General features: G+C 69.1%; 12 protein-coding genes. 7 read left to right on the top strand and 5 right to left on the bottom strand.

What is annotated here, in order from left to right; all coding sequences use genetic code 11:
* The first annotated feature begins 8 nt into the window (after positions 1 to 8).
* From BR70_RS21670 to BR70_RS21665, 4 genes are read left to right on the top strand one after another with little or no spacing between them, the layout of a single operon-like run.
* Positions 9 to 644: a hypothetical protein gene (locus BR70_RS21670; RefSeq protein ID WP_035809358.1), complete on the top strand. Its 636-nt coding sequence runs from the start codon at positions 9 to 11 to the stop codon at positions 642 to 644.
* A complete protein-coding gene (locus BR70_RS0117515; RefSeq protein WP_027467098.1) occupies positions 641 to 1,351 on the top strand; it encodes a hypothetical protein in 711 nt (236 codons plus the stop codon). Before BR70_RS21670 ends, BR70_RS0117515 begins: the two co-directional genes overlap by 4 nt.
* Positions 1,348 to 2,265, top strand: a complete 918-nt coding sequence (locus tag BR70_RS0117510; protein WP_027467097.1) for a hypothetical protein — start codon at positions 1,348 to 1,350, stop codon at positions 2,263 to 2,265. Before BR70_RS0117515 ends, BR70_RS0117510 begins: the two co-directional genes overlap by 4 nt.
* Positions 2,265 to 6,695 carry an FtsK/SpoIIIE domain-containing protein gene (locus tag BR70_RS21665; RefSeq protein WP_051597071.1) on the top strand — a complete coding sequence of 1,477 codons (4,431 nt, stop codon included), beginning with the start codon at positions 2,265 to 2,267 and terminating at the stop codon, positions 6,693 to 6,695. Before BR70_RS0117510 ends, BR70_RS21665 begins: the two co-directional genes overlap by 1 nt.
* Positions 6,696 to 7,350: 655 nt before the next feature.
* On the opposite strand, the gene BR70_RS21660 is transcribed toward BR70_RS21665, so the two are convergent.
* Entirely contained in the window at positions 7,351 to 8,571 is a 1,221-nt protein-coding gene (locus BR70_RS21660; RefSeq protein ID WP_051597070.1) for an alpha/beta hydrolase, read from the bottom strand.
* Positions 8,572 to 8,745: 174 nt separating this feature from the next.
* Positions 8,746 to 9,414, bottom strand: coding sequence for a TetR/AcrR family transcriptional regulator (locus BR70_RS22980; protein WP_197019667.1), 669 nt, complete (start codon positions 9,412 to 9,414; stop codon positions 8,746 to 8,748).
* Between the two features lie 253 nt (positions 9,415 to 9,667).
* On the opposite strand from BR70_RS22980, the gene BR70_RS22620 reads away from it, so the two are divergent.
* The 3 genes from BR70_RS22620 (at position 9,668) to BR70_RS22970 (ending at position 14,222) form a co-directional block, all read left to right on the top strand.
* The gene (locus BR70_RS22620; RefSeq protein ID WP_155896932.1) at positions 9,668 to 11,110 is read left to right on the top strand and encodes a hypothetical protein; all 1,443 of its coding nucleotides are present in this window, start codon (positions 9,668 to 9,670) and stop codon (positions 11,108 to 11,110) included.
* Between the two features lie 288 nt (positions 11,111 to 11,398).
* Positions 11,399 to 12,049 carry a class F sortase gene (locus BR70_RS22975; RefSeq protein ID WP_081827441.1) on the top strand — a complete coding sequence of 217 codons (651 nt, stop codon included), beginning with the start codon at positions 11,399 to 11,401 and terminating at the stop codon, positions 12,047 to 12,049.
* Positions 12,050 to 12,194: 145 nt separating this feature from the next.
* Entirely contained in the window at positions 12,195 to 14,222 is a 2,028-nt protein-coding gene (locus tag BR70_RS22970; RefSeq protein ID WP_081827440.1) for a sigma-70 family RNA polymerase sigma factor, read from the top strand.
* On the opposite strand, the gene BR70_RS0117480 is transcribed toward BR70_RS22970, so the two are convergent.
* The 3 genes from BR70_RS0117480 to BR70_RS0117470 form a co-directional block, all read right to left on the bottom strand.
* Complete coding sequence (locus BR70_RS0117480; protein ID WP_027467095.1) at positions 14,206 to 14,685, bottom strand: hypothetical protein; 480 nt, start codon at positions 14,683 to 14,685, stop codon at positions 14,206 to 14,208. The two genes, BR70_RS22970 and BR70_RS0117480, sit on opposite strands and share 17 nt — an antisense overlap.
* A 450-nt stretch (positions 14,686 to 15,135) precedes the next feature.
* Positions 15,136 to 16,062: a hypothetical protein gene (locus tag BR70_RS0117475; protein ID WP_027467094.1), complete on the bottom strand. Its 927-nt coding sequence runs from the start codon at positions 16,060 to 16,062 to the stop codon at positions 15,136 to 15,138.
* On the bottom strand, positions 16,059 to 17,153 hold the full coding sequence (locus BR70_RS0117470; RefSeq protein ID WP_155896931.1) for a site-specific integrase: 1,095 nt from the start codon (positions 17,151 to 17,153) through the stop codon (positions 16,059 to 16,061). Before BR70_RS0117470 ends, BR70_RS0117475 begins: the two co-directional genes overlap by 4 nt.
* Between the last annotated feature and the right edge of the window lie 193 nt (positions 17,154 to 17,346).

Here is a 17,346-nt window from a genome sequence, read left to right as displayed (position 1 = left end):
GCAGCGCAATGACCACAGCAGCACCCGCCGTCACGTCGAGCATCGACGTCGAGTCCCCGCAGTGGCTCGTCATCCCGGACGTCGCCGACGCGACCCCCGAGTGGCGTGCCGAGGTGCTGCGGTTGTTCGAGGCGATCGTGCACGTGGACGGCGAGGCCGAGGGCGAGCAGCGGATCTTCGACGATGGGCGGGAGGTCGACCCGCAGACGGCACTCGACACCCTGCTCGAGTTCCGCGCTTCGCTCTACGGCGGCGACCGGCTCGTCGCGGGTCTCGGTGTCCCGAACCGGTGGCCGCTCCCCGTCGTGGTCTCGGTCGGGGTCACCGACGGAGACGACGCACGCGGCACCCGCGCGCTCCTCGAGCTCGCCGGTGCCGATGGTGGGCTCCCGGTGGAGCAGCCCGCGGTCGACGAGCTTCCCGAGCACGTCGGGGGCGAGGGGCCGGTCGTCACCCGGTACGACCTCGACGACGACGGCGCGATCTGGGCGACGGTGTGTGCGGTCCGGCGGGAAGGCGGTAGAGACGGCCCCGCCGTCGACACCCGCGTCCTCTGGCGCACCAGGGACCTCGACGTTGTCCCGGTGTTCGGACCAGAGGTCGTCGACCTGCTCGCTGCGATCCGGAACGAGGTGGCCGCATGACCGAACCGACCGCGTCCTTCTTCATGGTCGTCCCGCCGGGGTGGGCTCGGCTCCCCGCAGACGTGCCCCATCGCGAAGAACTCGGTGAGATCGTCCGGCAGGTGATCGCCAACGCGCTCCCGGGCGACCTGCCCCGCGACCGTGCCGAACCGCTGCGGCAGGAGATGCGGAAGCGCCTGACCGCGACCGTGGTCGAGGCCGGCGACAACGGCGCGACGGCGGTGTACCTGCCCGTGCAGCCCGTCGACAGCTTCACGCCCCCGGTGTCCGTCATCGAGACTGAGGTGGACGACGAGTCCGACGAGGCCCCGGAGCAGGTGATCGCGCAGATCCTCGCCGATGCCCTGCCTGACCGTCGGGAGCAGGACGACCCCGGCATCCGCGAGGTGGACGGCGGCATCGCCGCTCGCACGGAGACGGTGGTCCGTCGCGCCGACCCCGGCGCCGAGCTCCCCAGCATCGGCGAGGACCTGCCCGTCGTGGACGACCGCCAGGTCGTGTACACGATCCCGGTCCCGCATCGGCCCGGCCGATGGGTCGTGATGTCCTTCTCGGCGATCTGCCTCCCGGGCACCGACGAGCGGCTCACCGATGCGCTCGTCTCGCTCTTCGACGCGATCATGACCACGTTCCGGTGGACCGACGTCCCCGGAGCCGAACCGACCACCCTCGAACGCCGTCTGGCCGAGCTCGGAGGAGCCGCGTGACCTGGTCCTTCGCCCACCCCGAGTCGCACCTGCTCCTGACGATGTCGGTCGTGCTGTTCCTCGGGACCCTGGCCTTCGTGATCCCGACGATCATCACCGTCCGTCGGCGCACGGCGACCGACGCGCTCGCGTGGGCCGATCAGGTCCGCCGTGACCCGGCCGCGCCGTGGGGCATCGACCGGGTCCTCCGCGCGGTGGACGCCTCGTGCGCAGCCGCCGGGGTCGTCTTCCCCGGCGCGGTCCGCATCCTGGTCGGCACGACCGTGCGGCTCGACCTCGCTTCCCCGACTATCGCACCGCCGCAGCCGTGGGCCGCGACCCCGGACGGCCGTTCGTGGTCGGCCCCGATGTGGGCGCTGCAGGCCGTGCCGCTCACCGCACCGGCCCCGAGCGAATTCGCCACGGTGGTCTCCCTAGGCACCGATGGTGACGAGAACGTCCTCGTCGACCTGCGTCGTGTGCGCGGGATCGTCGCGCTCCGGGGTGAGCAGGCCGCACGGGACGCGGTGCTCCGCCGCGTGGTCGACCAGGTTCGCACCGCTCCGTGGGCCACGGGGACCGCTTCGCTCAGCGTGGGTACCGGCTCCGCGTTCGGTGTGGCCGTGTCGGTGCACGACGCGATCGCGGCCGTCGCGGCGGACGCAACCCCGGGCCTCCTGGTCGTGGCGAAGGTGCCGTCCGGGGAGGACGGTCGCGAGCTCGCCCGGCTCCTCGAGCGGCCGGGTGGCCGGTGGGCCTGTGTCGCGGCCGCGCCGCACCCGCTCGCCCGGTGGACGGTCGAGGCCCGCCGCGACGGTACACACGTCTCGGACGTCCTCGGGACGGTCCGGTGGATGGACGTCGGCCTGTCCAGGCCCCTTGCGGCATCAACGCAGCTCGATCCGACAGTGCTCCCGATGGAGGCGGACGCCTGATGCGCGTCGTCGTCACCGTCGTCGACGACGTCACAGGCGATTCTTCCGACGTGCTCGTCGACGCACCGGGCCAGACCCCGATGCGCAGTGTCGTCGACGCGCTCGCTCGCCGCACCGGCGGCGCAGCGATGCCGCAGGACGCACCCGACGGCGACGTCCCCTTCGCCAGGAGCGGGTTGGTCGACGGTGCGGTGCTGCACGTCGGCGGACCGGACCGCCCCGAGACGGAGCGAGGGGTCGTCCACCTGCTGGTCGTCGGTGGTGTCGACGCAGGCCGGACGCGTCGGCTCTCGCCGGGCACGTTCCGGATCGCAGCCGCTGACGACGGGTCGCCGACGGTCGGCGCGGACGCTGCGGACCACCCCGGACTGGAGGCCCGGATCGCCTTCGACGGGAGCGTGACGGTCCGGCAGGCACCGACGGACGAGCCGGTAATCGGTTCAGCCGGTTCGGTCACGATCGAGCAGGACGAGATCGGCGACGAGTGGATGGCTTGGGTCCCCGACGCGCTCGTGCGCCTCGGTTCGACCGTCCTCACGGTGCGCCCGGTCGAGGTCGTGGATCGCATGCTGCTCCGGCCGCCGGACTCGGGACAGCTGGACTTCAACCGGCCTCCCCGGTTACTGCCCCCGTTTCTGACGACGCAGTTCCGGATCCCGAAGCCGCCCGTGCCGCCGCAGCGGTCCGCGATCCCGTGGATCATGGTGTTCGTCCCGGCGATGTTCGGCATCGTCATGGCGACGGTGTTCCACTCGCCGTTCTACCTGCTGTTCGCCGCGATGACGCCGATCATGGTCATCGGGCAGACCGTCACCGCCAGACGGACGGGCAAGAAGAGCCACCGGAAGCAGACCGCAGAGCACCGGGAGCGGGTCTCGGCGCTCGAGCGTGCGATCGACGCCGCGGTGCTCGCCGAGCGGGACGAGCGCAGGTCGTCATCGTCCGACGCCGGGTCGCTGCGCGTCGTCGCGACGACCCCGGGGCGTCGACTCTGGGAGCGGCGCCCCTCGGACGCCGACCACCTGCACGTCCGGATCGGCATCGGTGACCTGCCCTCGACGGTCACCGTCGAGGACGACCGCGACCTCGACGGCCTCGCGCACGAGGACCGGATCACCAGGGGCGTCCCAGTAACCGTGCCGCTCGCCGAGGTCGGCGTGCTCGGCATCGCCGGGGCCGGAGCGTCGCCGCGCGAACTCGGCCGGTGGGTGCTCGGGCAGCTCGCCGTGACGCAGAGTCCGCGCGAGGTGCAGTTCGTCGTGCTCACCGCCCAGCAGCACGTTCCGCAGTGGGCATGGACGCTCTGGCTCCCCCACATGCGGCCGACCGGCGGGCAGGACGCTCTCGCCCTCATCGGCGCGGACGGCGAGACCATCGGTCGTCGACTGGCCGAGTTGACCCAGGTGCTCGCCGAGCGCCGGGCCGAGCGGACCAAGAACGGCTCGATGCGCGCGCGCTTCTTGCCGGAGATCGTCGTCGTGCTCGACGGCGCCCGTCGGCTGCGTGCGATGCCGGGCGTCGTGGGACTGCTCCGCGACGGGCCGGCGTGTGGCATCCGACTGGTGTGCATCGACGAGGAGGAGTGGCAGCTCCCCGAGGAGTGCGTCGCGACCGTCACGCACCGGACCGAGACCGAGCTGGTCCTGCGGCGGCAGCTCTCCGCGCCCGTGGAGCTCGTGCTCGCCGACCGCGTCGAGGACGACTGGTTCGACGACGTCGCCCGTGCCGTGTCCCCGCTGCGGGACACGAGCGGCTCGGACGGGGACGGCCTGGTGCCCGACGCTGCGCGGCTGCTCGACGTGGTCGACCTGCCGCAGCCGTCCGGGGCGATCGTCGCGGAGCGGTGGCAGCGCGGCCCAGCGACGACGTCGGCGGTTGTGGGCGTGGGGATCGACGGGGCGTTCGCGCTCGACCTCGTGAAGGACGGCCCACACGGTCTCGTCGCAGGAACGACCGGTTCGGGCAAGTCCGAGTTCCTGCAGACCCTAGTCGCGTCGCTCGCGCTCGGCAACCGACCCGACCAGATGACCTTCGTCCTCGTCGATTACAAGGGCGGGGCCGCCTTCAGCGTGGCGTCCGACCTGCCGCACACCGTCGGGCTGGTCACCGACCTCGACCAGCACCTGGTCGAACGTGCACTCCGGTCGCTGCGCGCGGAACTCACCCGACGCGAGCACATCCTGGCCGCATCCGGTGTCAAGGACATCGAGGACCACCAGGCCCATCTCGCCCGCGGCGGCACCGGCGAGGCGATGCCACGGCTCGTGCTCGTGATCGACGAGTTCGCGGCGATGGCCACCGAGTTGCCCGACTTCGTCTCCGGGCTGATCGGCATCGCGCAGCGTGGCCGCTCGCTCGGTGTACACCTCATCCTCGCGACGCAGCGGCCCGGCGGCGTGGTCGGGCCGGACATCCGCGCGAACACGAACCTGCGCGTCGCCCTCCGCATGACCGATTCCGGGGAGAGCACCGACGTCATCGACATCGCCGACGCCGCACGCATCCAGAAGAGCGTGCCAGGGCGCGCGTTCGCGCGCCTCGGGCACTCCTCCGTGGTGCCCTTCCAGTCCGCGCGCGTGGGCGGGAAGTGGGCCGGCGACGAGGACCCAGCCACAAGCCTCCCGTTCGTCCGCGTGCTCAACTGGCGCGACTTCGCGACCGCACCACCCGCCCGCCCCGTCCGAAGCGACCGCGCGACCGCCGCGACCGACCTATCGGTCCTCGTCGGCGCGATGACCGACGCCCGCGACCGACTCGGCATCGGCCACCTGCACAGTCCGTGGCTGCCGCCGCTGCCCGAACTGCTCCCGCTCGACGACGTCGGCACGACAGCCGTCGGGGCCGGACGGACCCACGCCGCGGTCGACGGAGCGCTCCGCTTCCCCTACGGCACCGAGGACCTGCCGGACACCCAGGAGCAGCGCGCCGCCGAGATCGACCTCGACCGCTTCAACCACCTCTACGTCGTCGGCGCACCAGGGTCCGGACGGTCGCTGGCGCTGCGGACCATCGCGGCGTCCGCTGCCGCGTCGATTCCGTCGACCGACCTGCACCTGTACGCGATCGACTGCGGCAACGGCGCTCTGGCATCGTTGCAGACGCTGCCGCACTGCGGCGGGGTGGTGCAGCGCACCCAGGTGGAGCGCGCGACGCGGCTCATCGACCGGCTCAGCCGCGAGACCGCCCGTCGGCACGACGTCATCGCCGCCGCGAGCGCGTCCGACATCACCGAGCAGCGGCTCCTCGCCGAGCCGGGCGAACGCCTGCCGCACGTACTGCTCCTCGTCGACCGGTGGGAGAACTTCGCCACATCGCTCGGTGAGGTCGACGGCGGTGCACTCACCGACGCGCTGCAGGCGTTGCTGCGTGACGGTGCCGCGGCCGGCATCCACGTCGTTGTGTCCGGCGACCGGACGTTGCTGTCGTCACGGATGTCGACGCTCACCGACGACAAGATCGTGCTGCGTCTGACCGACCGGCTCGACTACTCGCTCGGCGGCATCAACCACCGCAAGCTCCCCGCGACGATCCCGGCGGGACGAGGCTTCCGGGCGGACTCCGGCATCGAGGTGCAGTTCGCCTCGCTCGGGTCCGATGTCTCCGGAGCGGGACAGACCGCCGCCGTCCGAGACCTCGCGTCATCGCTGCGTGCCGATGGTGTCGTGCCGCCGTCTCCGCGACCGTTCCGCGTCGACGCCCTGCCGAAGGACCTGGACCTCGACGGGGCACTCGCGCTCGAGTCGGCACCGTCGCTGTCGCCGATGGTCGCCGTGACCGGGATCGGCGGCGACGACATGGAGCTGCAGACCGTCGACCTGTCGACCGGTGGCGGGACCTTCATCGTCGCCGGGCCGTCGCGGTCTGGACGGTCGACGATGCTCGCCTCGATGGCGCGGTCGCTGCTCGCTAGCGGGACGGAACTCGTGGTACTCGCACCACGCCAGGGGGCGGTCCGCGACCTCGACGGGCTGCCCGGGGTCCGCGCGGTTTTTTCCGGCGACGACGTCACTGTGGAGGACCTGGCCTCCGTCCTCGCGCCATCCGGGAGGCCGACGGTCCTCGTCGTCGACGACGGCGAGCTCCTCATCGACTGCTCCGCCGCGAAGTGGCTGCGCGAGTGGGGCCGAGCCGCCGCGGACAACCGTCAGGGGCTCCTGCTCGGCGGGAACACCACGGGCCTCGCAGTCGGGTTCGGCGGGTGGCAGGTCGACGCCAAGAAGAACCGTCGCGGTGCGCTCCTGTCCCCGCAGGACACGCTCGCCGGTGACCTCATCGGCGTCCGGATCTCGCGGTCGTCGATCTCCAACCGCATCGAGCCAGGCACTGCCCTCGTCCACCTCGGCACGGGGCTCGCCTCGACACTGCAGGTGCCGTCCGTCACGTCGAACACGAGGACCGGGAGTGAGACGGTCGCGCTGTCGGAGCGCTGACGCACCCGGCATCCGTGGAATGTGTTGTCTGCACCTTCATCACGCCTGGGGTGCGCGAAGCAGTGTCCGACCTTGGCATCGAACGACGTGAATGAAACCACAGCAGCACCCTCTCGTGCTCATGGTGCCTATGAAGTCGGTCGTCTTCGACGCCGCTCGATGGGCGTCTCAGAGCCCAGGAACGCGAGCCCGGTGACACCGTGAATTCGGCAGACCCAGCAGGTACGGGCCTGTCAGGTCATTGATATGTCGAGGACTCGAGGAGGTTCTGGTCTGGGTCTCGGACGTAGATGCTGGTCAGTGGTCCGAGTGCACCGGAGCGTTCCTCGGGGCCCTCTTCGATCGGGATCCCAGCGCTGCTGATGGCCGCGTGGATAGTTGTTGGGGTGGCGTCGACGATGAAGCAGAGATCTCCGCTGCCGGGCGTGGGTGCGCGGCCGCCGGCGGGAACGCGTGGCCGTGTTGGTGCAAGTTGATCTTTCTCTGCCCGAACCGGAGTGCGTGCCGACTGTCCTTGACGACGTGTTCAAAACCGAGCCGTTCGTAGAACACGACTGTCGAATCGATCGACGCGACAGTGAGGACGAGGTGGTCGAGGTGGTCGAGGTGGTCGATTTGAATCATCCGATCCTTCGATTGCCGGTCGGTCGTTGGTTCAGGTGTCGTGGCGTCGGAGCCAATCAAGAGTGAGCTGCCGGCTTGACATTGCGGCAGCAGTGAGCGTTCCGTTCGCATCTCCGGCACCATGTTCCAGGCCGGGATACTCGACGTAGCGGTGTGTGACATGACGTTTGGTGAGGATGTCGGCGAAGTGGCGTGCACGGTCTGCGAAGACGAGGTGATCACGTGCCCCCTGGTAGACCAGAGTCGGAGGCGTGTGGGCACTGATGTGGGTGGCTGAGTCCGTGAAACGGTAACGATCCGGGTACTGAGCGGGCGTGCCCCCGACGTACCACTGCTCAACGAGACGGCCGATCGCGCTGCGGTTCCCGATGCCGCTGAGGTCGACGGCCGGATAGCCCGCGATCACAGCCCGCACCCTGGGCATGGGAGCGCCCGACGATTCACAACTCGAGGTGAGGTTGTGGTTCGCGGACATGTAGGCCGCGTTGACGGCGAGGTTTCCGCCGGAGGACAACCCCAGCGTCGCGATCCTGCTCGGATCGAGCTGCTCCTTGACGCCAGCTTTGCCGATCCAGGCGAGTGAGCAGCCGATGTCCGTGACTTGTGTCTTCCATGGGTGGTAGTTCGCGGAGGCGAGGCGGTAGTCGACGTCGAGGACGGCATAGCCGTGCTCTGGCAGGAATCCCGTGTACGCGTTCGGTCCCCGGGTGCCGGTGGAGAATCCGCCGCCGTGGATGGAGAGCACGACGGGCCATCCCGCTTTCGGTGCGGTCCCGTGGGGGAGGTAGAGGTCCGCCAGGAGCGGGGTGTGCCCGGCTGTGCCCACCGTCACGGTCCTGGTTGGGGTGCTGTTCAGTCCGGTGAACGGCAGCTTCGGCAGCAACGGGTCTGAGGAGACGCCGAGCGAGGCGATCGACACCGCGAGGACGGTCGTCATCGTGATCGCGCTGAGGGTTCCGACTGACCCGGTCAGCAGCAGGACCAGCGGGAAGCGGCGGCGCGACCGTTCCGTCCGTTCAGGTCGGTCGCGTCCGCGATGTGCCGAAGGTGCGCGCCAGAGTGTAGCGGCGCAAGCGACGCCGGCGATCCCGACGACCACGTTCCAGACGCCGAGCGCATCGCGCAGCGTCCCGAGGAGGATGATCAGGAATTGAGAGACATCCCACTGCAGCAGGGGCCTCGTCCACGACACCGGCACGATGACGAGCAGCTGTGCGAGCAGGGTGTACGTGGTCGCGACGATGGCCGCCACTGCTAATGCGACTCTGGCGAGCGAGTTCGAGCTCTGCGCGCTGGACGTCATCGAAGTACCTCGGGTTGATGCGCTGCCTTGAGGACCGCGGCACCGGTTTCTGCCCCGTGGACGAAATTCGCTTTGAACGCGTCGGCGACGGCTGCGAAATCCGCTGACACGGCGCCGTGCACGTCAGCGGCCATCGGGCTGTTGCTGGTGTTCCGATACGTGTTGCGCCTCCTCGGGCGCGCCAGCGGGAGCCGTGACCAGAGCCCCCGTCTCAAGACCCGCGGCATGCATGAACTCGCCGAAGATCCGCGGCGCGTCGATCCGCTCGTCAAGAAGCCACTGCAACTGCAGTCCATCCATCACGGCAGCAATCAGCACCGCCGCGTCGTCCGGGCCGATCCGCGGCGACCACCCTTCGTCCTCCGCCCGGCGGAGCTCGTCCGCGAACTGACGTCGGACCCGTTCATACCGAGTCGTGAAGAACTCGTGTGCCGGGTGATCCCGCGCCACCGCCTCGGCGGAGAGCGTCGTGAACACCTCCGTGATCGACGGCTCACCGAGCGACTGCATGAGCAGACGCGTCAAGTCGCGGACGTACGCCGTCCCGTGAAGCTTCCGCTGTTGGGCCTGGTGCTCCTGATCGCGGTGCTCGAGAACCGCGATCAGGAGTTCGTCTTTCGTCGGGAAGTGGTGGCGCAAGCCAGCGAACGTCATACCGGCCTCATCCGCGATGCCACGCATCGACGACCCGCTGTACCCGAACCTGGCAAAGCTTCGCCGCGCCGCCGCAAGGATGTTCTCCCGCTGCGCTGCAGTCTTCGCGTACGGTCCGCGCCGTTTTCCGTTCGTCACGAAGCGAGCGTACCGCTCTCCGAAACAAAAACCTTGCAGTTGAGCCGTTTTTATGGTTACTCTTCCGACGCCCCGACAACGATGCGGAAGGACCGGGTGATGCGGGTGTGGTTCGCCCAGCAACTCGGCACCGGCACACGCACTGGCACTGGCACTGGCACTGGCGCCCCCGATGCGCCCCAGCCCAGCTGAGGATCCCGCGCCCCACTCAGCAGCTTCCAAAAAGAACTTTTGACGAACCGCGTGACGTTTCGTGGCGTCGACACTCATCCTGCGTAGCACCGAAGCCCAACATCGCGATCTAGTGGAACCGCGCTCGCATGGTGCTGCGAGCACATCCATCAGAAACCCGAGAATCCCAATGCACCATCACACTGCTGCCCAGCGTCGCCGACGCGGGGCACTCACCATCGCGACCGCGATGGCTGCCGCCGCCGCCGTTGCCGGAGGCGTCGCTGCCGGGTTGCCGGCATCGGCAGCCGACGGCTACACCACGAACGCATCCATCGACGAGCTGCACTTCACATCCGAGACCGTGACCTCGGGCAGCTCCGCTGAACTGTCCGGAACGTGGTCCCTGCCGGACGACCCGGCGACACCAGCGGGCTTCGTCATCGATCTGCCCGAAGCACTCCAGGGCCGCTCAGACGGCTTCCCCCTGCTGGCCCCGGACGGGTCGGCGATGGGACGGTGCACGGTGTCGACGACGCAGCTGAACTGCGCAGTCGACAGCGACTACATCGCAGCACATCCGAACGATCTGCACGGATCGTTCTCGTTCTGGGTCACGGTGCAGACCCAGACCGACGCGGCGACGTCGACGACCTACGAGGTCGGTGGACAAGCGGTGACAATCAATGTCGAGCCCGCGCCGTCGAACCCGGGTACCGGCGTGTGCACCGTGGGCTGCGACTTCACCGGCCGCACCAGCGGCAAGTGGGGGAACTACGACGCCGCGAACGGCGTGATCGAGTGGACCGTCGTGGTCGGCTCCGGCGCCGACGGCATGACCGGTGGACAACGGGTCACCGTCACCGACGAGCCGGGGGCGAACCAGGAGTTCGTGACGGAGTTCCGCGGCTACGATTTCCCAGCCCTGTGGGAGACGAATCAGAAGACGACCGGTTCCGACGGACACGAGAACATCACCGGCATGCGCCCAGCGCCACGCGATGCCTTCGCGAGCGCTGGGGGCACGGTCACGTTCACCACGCGGCAGGGCTACTTTTACGACGTCCACTTCGCGACAAAGGTCACTGACGGCGGCCTCGCCGGCACGTACAGGAACCGAGCGACGATCACCATCGACGGTGGTGACTCCACCCCGGTCACCAGCACCGTGGTGCACCAGGGCGGCGGCGGCAACGGATCAGGAACCGCACCTGTGAGTACTCCGACTCCAACGCCGACGGTGACCCCGACCCCGACCCCGAGCCAACCGCCCGTTCCGACCAAGACGCCGGCCCCCTCGATCACCCCGAAGCCATCCGCGACTGCAACGCCTCCCGCTTCCACTGCGCCAACCGGATCGCCGACGCCTTCCACGGCGCCGATCGGTGCTGCAGTCGAAACCGGGGGCACCGTTGTTGACGACGGGTTGCCGTGGCCGTCGATCGCGTTGGTCGGCGCCGGCGGCTTGACACTGCTCATCCTGCTGGCTGGCTGGGTGTCCCAAGCAAGGCGGGCCCGCCGCTGATCCGGCGCCCCGCCCCAGACGGCTCTGCTCCGTATCCCTGAACCCGGAGTAGAGCGCCTGGCCGGTCTGTGGTCCCTAGCCAACAGGCCGTCCAGTGAGCCGGTGGGTGCGCTCAGCGCATCCACCGGTACCCCCGGATGACGTTGCTCCCAGACCCGAACAGGAGCAAAGCCATCCATGCCGATCTGTCGACCCGAACGAACAGGTCAGCTCGTGAGCCGGTGTATAGCACCCGAAGCGTGCACCGGCTCACCTATCCGCAACGCACTCGTATCTGGAGGTTCGAACATGCGCGCTGCCGGACCTCGTCGACGGCGCTGGTCACCCGTGCTGGCGATGGCCGCTGCCGCAGCGGCCACGGGAATCCTCGTAGTGGGACTGACCGGAATCGTGCACGGCACCGAGTCGGACACCTCGAGTCCCGTCCAAGACATGCACGGCAGTCCGGTACGTCTTGAAACGTCTGAGAACCCGATCCCCAACGCTCATGCGACGCCGAATGGCGCCGGCCAACTGCGCGTGAGATCCGTCGGGCTCGACGTTCCGATCGGCTCGCTGGATGCTGTCGGCGGGAGGATCACACCACCCGGCTTCACATCCGCCTACCTTGTACGGAACATGGGTGTCGGTCCCGAGGATGCAGCGGACGGAACCGTGGTCGTTGTCATGCACTCGCTGCGCGGGGGTGGCGTAGCCCCTGGCAACTACCTCGCGGATGTCGATCATGCGCGGAGCCGCGTGCCAGCCGGCGCGGTCGTTTCAGTTGCCGGCGTCGACTACACCGTGTCGAATTCGACCCTTGTGGCAAAGGACAAGATCGACCACGACGAGCGTGTGTGGCACGATGCGCCGAACCGGCTGTTGCTGATCACGTGCTTGGAGCGACCAGACGGATCACCCTCAACCCAGAATCTCATCATCGAAGCCACACGCGCCTGAGCTGGTGGCTCTGGCGAAGCCTCGCAACATGGTCATCACAATCGCGTGATGAAACCGCGGGCGGGCACTCGTAGTCAGGAGTCGGTGTGTTCGGTCTGGGGGACACGCTGGCGCGACACGTTCCTGGACGCGAGGAGGTCGAGACGTGCCTGTTGTCCATGAGGTGAGCGGTGACGCCGCGCTCATCAGTTCGACCCGGACGGGCGACCAGTCGGCGGTCGCAGCGCTCTGGCGCCGCCACCACCGCTCAGCGGTGCTGCACGCCCGCACGCTCGTCGGCGCATCTGACGCTGAAGATGTCGCTTCGGATGCGTTCACGAGTGTCATCGGCGCCATCACCCGCGGCGCGGGGCCGGATGAGCTGTTCCGACCGTACTTGTATACCGTGATCCGAAATCTCGCGGGGGACGAGTTCCGGAGGCGTGCTCGCAACACCGACCGCGAGATCGACTTCGACACGTTGGAGGATGACGCCGTCGACGCGTCAGCCCAGATGGCGCAAGCCGCGGACCGCTCGACGCTGGGCCGGGCGTTCCGATCCTTACCAGAACGATGGCAGAGCGTGCTCTGGTACCTCGACGTCGAACAGATGCGACCCAGACACATCGCCCCGTTGGTCGGCCTGAAACCAGGAGCCGTGTCGTCCCTGGCGTACCGAGCGCGACAGGCACTCCGCGCGGCATGGGTCCAGGAACACTTGGCGCTGCAGAACTTGCCCGAGGAGTGCCGTCAGCACCTCGCGGGATTCGGCGCGTACGAAGCGGGAACGCTCGCCGCCCGAGACCGACGCCGCCTCGAAACACACATCCAGGGGTGCGCGAACTGCCCGCCGGTTGTGGAGGACGCCAGACGCCTCGCCGCGAGGATCGCCGCCGCCATCCTCCCAACCGTCGGCGGTCTCGCCGCCGCGCGAGCAGCGTCCACTACCCCACCGACCTCCGCAGCATCCGCCGCCCCCGCACGCGGACCCACCGGCCCCCGACGAGCCGGAGCAGTGGTCACGATCGTGGCCGGCGGCACGGCCGTCGCCGTGTCCATCGCGGTCGCCGTCACCGCTCCACTGCTGGACGACCAGCGTCCCGACCCGACCACATCGCACGCTGCTGCTCTCGACGCCCCCACTGCTCCCGAGGCGCCAACCGTTCCACGGTCTGTCCCGGCGACGCCGCCACACCTCGCGCTCCCCCGACCCATCACACCGGCACCGGCACCGGCACCTGGCGGACGGTCTCACACGGCCATGGATCCGACCCCCGACGAGCAGGCACATTCCGATGTGCAGGCAGCCGCGGCGAGTCCCCTGACGCCAACGCCGGTGCCGGTACCGACGGTCGAATCCCCTCCCGCCGGAACGCCCACCGACCCGAGCACTCCCACGCCCCGTTCCGCATCCCCCGTGCCGACGAATAGCACCTTCCTCGTCGCAAACCTCGTCGTCGATGTCTCCGGGACCGCGAGTCCGGACAGTCGCATTGTGCTGCAGACCGGTGGCGGAACAGTCGACACCGCCACGGACGCGGCCGGACGGTGGAGCACCCAGCTGCAGTTCGCAACCGACGGCGTCCACCGGGTCACGGTCACCGCGACCGCTCCCGGCCACACCGTGTCCGCTCCCGCGACGATGTGGATCACCGTCGACACGACTGCGCCGGCAGCACCGACGATCGCCACCACCTGGCGCGACACCGACACCGCTGCGCCGGAGTTCACCGGTACAGCAGAACCCGGCAGCACGATCGCGATCTCCGCCACCGGACAACCGCTCGAGGCAGAGACCATCACCGGAGCAGACGGAACGTGGCGGGCAACACTGCCGGGTCTCCCGCCGACGGCGTCGGGCGTGCAAGCCATAGCGACCGATACCGCCGGCAATACGTCCGCGTTGACCGCCAGCAGCCCCTTCGCGTTCGTCCCCACCATCACCGATCCGGCCGATGGCGACATCGTGCCGTGGGGACCGATCCCCGTCACGATCCGGGGATGGGCGGGAAGCACCGTCGCCGTCAGCGTCGACGACATCCTGCTCCGCACGATCACGATCGGCAGCGATCAGCAGTTCAGCGGCCACATCCGCACCGGCATTCAGGGCGGGCTCCCTTCCGGAACCCACACACTCACCGTCGCCTACGGCAACGGCGCCAGCACGACGGTAACGATCACCGTCGCCAACTGAACCAGCGCCGAACAGCCAGGTTGTGCAGGATCCGCACTGCCGGCTCTTTCACACGCCCATCCAACGCGTATCGCTCCAGCACCTCGGCGGTGTACTCATCAACCGAGACACCAGCGCGACCAGCCTCGAAGACGAACACTTCCAGCGCCGGCCCCGACACCACTGGCCGCACGATTCCTGGCCCACGCGCGAACGCGGGGCACGACGTCGATCGCGGACATCGAAGCACACCCCGCTCCAACAACAGCGCCCGCAACAGCCCAGGGAACACATACCGGCGTCCGGCCACCATCACCGGCCGCAACCGCCCTTGCCGTTCCCACAGCGCGGCGTCAGCAGGCGCGGCCGCCACGAGCTCCTGGAACTGCTCAACCGTCATCGCAACCGGCAACGCACCGACTGCTTCATCGACGATCGCATCGCGCAGCGCGCGGTCGAACTCCCTGCTCTTACTCTTGCGCATCGGTGACCAACAGCAGCCGAGGGGCGCCCGCGTCGGCACCCCTCGCCTCGACCACCGCGTCCCACACAGATGCCGCTTCCACGATGGTCTGGCAAACCACGCCATCAACCTCGAGAACAACCTTCCACCGAAACCGTTCGCTACTCACACCCGTAGAGAGACCAGAAAGCACGCTTCATCACGCGGTCGAGCGTGCGCGGAGCCTGAGAACAGCTTGCAATCTGCGACGCATGGGCATCCCTGGCCTCCCCGCTTCTCGTGTCCGTGGGCGTCGACACGATGGGAGGTGATGCCATGAGGAATCATGACCGGCATCGCGGACGTCGAGTCGACTGGGGGCAGTGATCACCATGGTGTGCACTGTCGTACTGGTCGTCCTCGAGGCTCTCCCCGGCCTGATCTAGATCAGGCCGGACGCCCCGCCTGCTTCGGTCGGCGGGGCGTCATCTTTCACCAGCCATCGTCGTCGTCGGGCATCGGCACCAACAGGTCGTCGATCGCCAGGCCGAGCCGGTGGGCCTCCGCGAGCACCTCGGCGGATCGTGCGAACGCTGCGGCCGCCCGCACCTCGAGCTCGCCGGCCTCCTTGTAGGTCTCGGCGGCGCTCAGAGCGTCGAAACGGCTCGGCTTCCGAGTGTGCGGCCCGACGTCCTCAACGAACCCGGACGAGCTACGCCTGGCCGGGACGATGGACGTGACCGACCGCTTCGACAGCGGCACGTCCGTCCTGGCCCAGCCGTAGGTGTCGAGCGACAGCAGCATCTTGACCGCACGGCGCCACGGCTCGGTGACGGGGCGGCCGCAGTCGTGCTCGGAGAGATCAGCCTTCGTCGAGTCCAGGAGCGCCCGGGTCTCGTGCTGATGGCCGAGGTAGGCGTTCCCGACCACCCGGAGCCAGCGTGTGACGGCGCAAGCCAGGCACGTGACCGGGTCGTCGCTGCTGGGGATGACGCGGCCGTGGATCTTCACGATGCTGCCGAGCTCGATCAGCCCGGGCGAGATGTTCCGGGCCTCCTGGCGACTCAGCTGCAGGAACCCGACGAGGACCACGAGGAAGGCGTCACGCCGGCCCCGGAGGCCGACAGGGTGTCGGTACTTCGGAATCTCCGCCAGCGCCCGTTCGACGTCCGCGACTGACGCCTCTCCCTTCCAGACACGATCCGACGGCGGCACGATGATCGGGGACGGCTCCCCCGCGGCGAGGTGCTGGACGGCGATCGCCCGGCGTCGGATGCGCTGCTGCGTCTTCGACCCGGGGAACAGCACGAGGAACTCCTCGACTGTCTCAGGCGTCGCCGGGAGGGCGTCCCGCCCCGACGCCGTGCACCAGGCCTCGAAGCGTGCCCAGTGCCGCTCGAGCTGCGGCGTCCCGGTCACAGCTTGATCCGGGTCGAGGCGTTGCGCACCAGCGGCGCGTACTCGCGGTCGTAGATCCGCAGCGTCGCTGCAGAGTTGTGGCCGGTCTGGTTCATGATCTCGTCGTCGGTCGCGCCGGCGTTGCGCGCCTCGGTGATGAAACCGGCGCGCATCGAGTGTCCGCTGAAGCCGGCGGCGTTCAGGCCGGCCTTCCAGATCCGGGACTGGACGACCTTGCCGACGGCAGTCGGGGTGAGCCGGGTCTCGCGGAAGAAGCCCCACTTGCTCACCGCTGGGAAGAACGGCGCGGCGGGGTCGAGACGTTCCTCGTGCGGTGGCAGTCCCTCGTCGCAGATGTGGACGTCGGTCGCGACGTCCTTGAGCACAGCGAACATCCCAGCCTCTCCGCGCTGATGCTGCTCGACCTGTAGCCGATACAACCGCACGAACGCGCAGGGCCCGCACGTCAGCGGGTTCGAGCCGAAGCGGATGACCTTCGGCGGTCCGTCGCCCTCCTGCCGGGTCTTCGATCGACGCATCCGGATGCGGACGCCCTCGTCGGGCACGAGGCGGTAGTCGCTGACGTCGGTTGCGACGAGCTCGCTCTCACGGAACGCACCGACGAAGCCGAACAGGATCAGGGCGTAGTCGCGGGTGTTGATGGCGCCACGCTGGAAGTCGGTGAGGTCGATCGCTCGCAGGGTGCGCTGCAGGAGCTTCAGCGTCAGCGGAGCGGCACGCTCGACGGGTGGTGGGTCATCGCGACGGATGCCCCGCATGGTGTCGCGGACGCGCGGGTGCTTCCCGGGCGGATCGAAGTGGCGGCGCTCGTGCTCCCAGTTGATCGCGGCGAGGTACCGCGCGATCGTCGACGGCACATAGCGGCGGACCCCTGGCGACACCTCCGAGGCAGCCTTGGCCGCCAGGAAGTCAGCAACCTCCTTGGGCGTCCGCGGCGCTGTGCGCACGCCGGCGATGTCGGCTGGATCATGCACTTCGTCGTCCTCGAAGCCAGCGAGCCAGCGCGCGAACTGACGGAGATCACTCTGGTAGGCGCGCACCGTGCTCTCGGACTTCGCCTCGAGGGCGAACTGCTCAGCCGTCTTCGCCACGACAGGCGGCCGCGGCCCCCGTGCTGCAGCACGACGAACGGCAGCCGCGGTGCGACTGCGCTCGGCGGCCGCGCGCTGCTCGGCGGTCAGCGCCTTGCCCGACACTGCCCGCAGCGGCCGGCGTGTCAGCCGGTCGTCAGCGATGAGCTCTGGGACGAGATCGTCGCGCGCGTCGCTGGCTAGGACGACTTCC

Origin of the sequence: Curtobacterium sp. UNCCL17, assembly GCF_000686685.1 — a bacterium.
GTDB classification, from domain to species: domain Bacteria; phylum Actinomycetota; class Actinomycetes; order Actinomycetales; family Microbacteriaceae; genus Curtobacterium; species Curtobacterium flaccumfaciens.
Note: the sequence above shows the minus strand (reverse complement) of the source record. Positions and strands in the feature narration are given on the sequence as shown.